The 331-nt window shown below is 63.7% G+C and carries 1 protein-coding gene; it reads right to left on the bottom strand.

Annotated features, from left to right (window positions below; all coding sequences use genetic code 11):
- The coding region (locus HWX03_RS36710; protein WP_175874685.1) for an SDR family NAD(P)-dependent oxidoreductase at positions 1-329 on the bottom strand (329 nt) is incomplete at its 3' end.
- Between the last annotated feature and the right edge of the window lie 2 nt (positions 330-331).

Raw genomic sequence — 331 nt, 5'->3', positions numbered from 1 at the left:
ATCGCCTGCATCTTCTTCCAGTCGGAGAACGAATAGTTCTCGATCGGGTTGACGATCTGGATGCCGGCGTTCGACACGAGGATGTCGACCGAGCCGAACGCTTCGGCCACCTTGTCGATGCCGCTGTTCACGGCTTCCTCGTTGGTCACGTCCATCGCGACGCCGATCGCCTTGCCGCCTGCCTTGTTGATCTCGTCGGCAACCGCGTTCGCGCCGTCCTGGTTCAGGTCGGCGATCGCGACGGCCGCGCCTGCCTTGGCCAGCTCCAGCGCGATTTCCTTGCCGATGCCGCTCGCGGCGCCCGTGACGACTGCGGTCTTGCCATTCAGAT

The organism is Burkholderia sp. BCC0397 (assembly GCF_902832865.1).
GTDB lineage: Bacteria > Pseudomonadota > Gammaproteobacteria > Burkholderiales > Burkholderiaceae > Burkholderia.
This window is presented reverse-complemented; position numbering and strand designations above follow the sequence as displayed.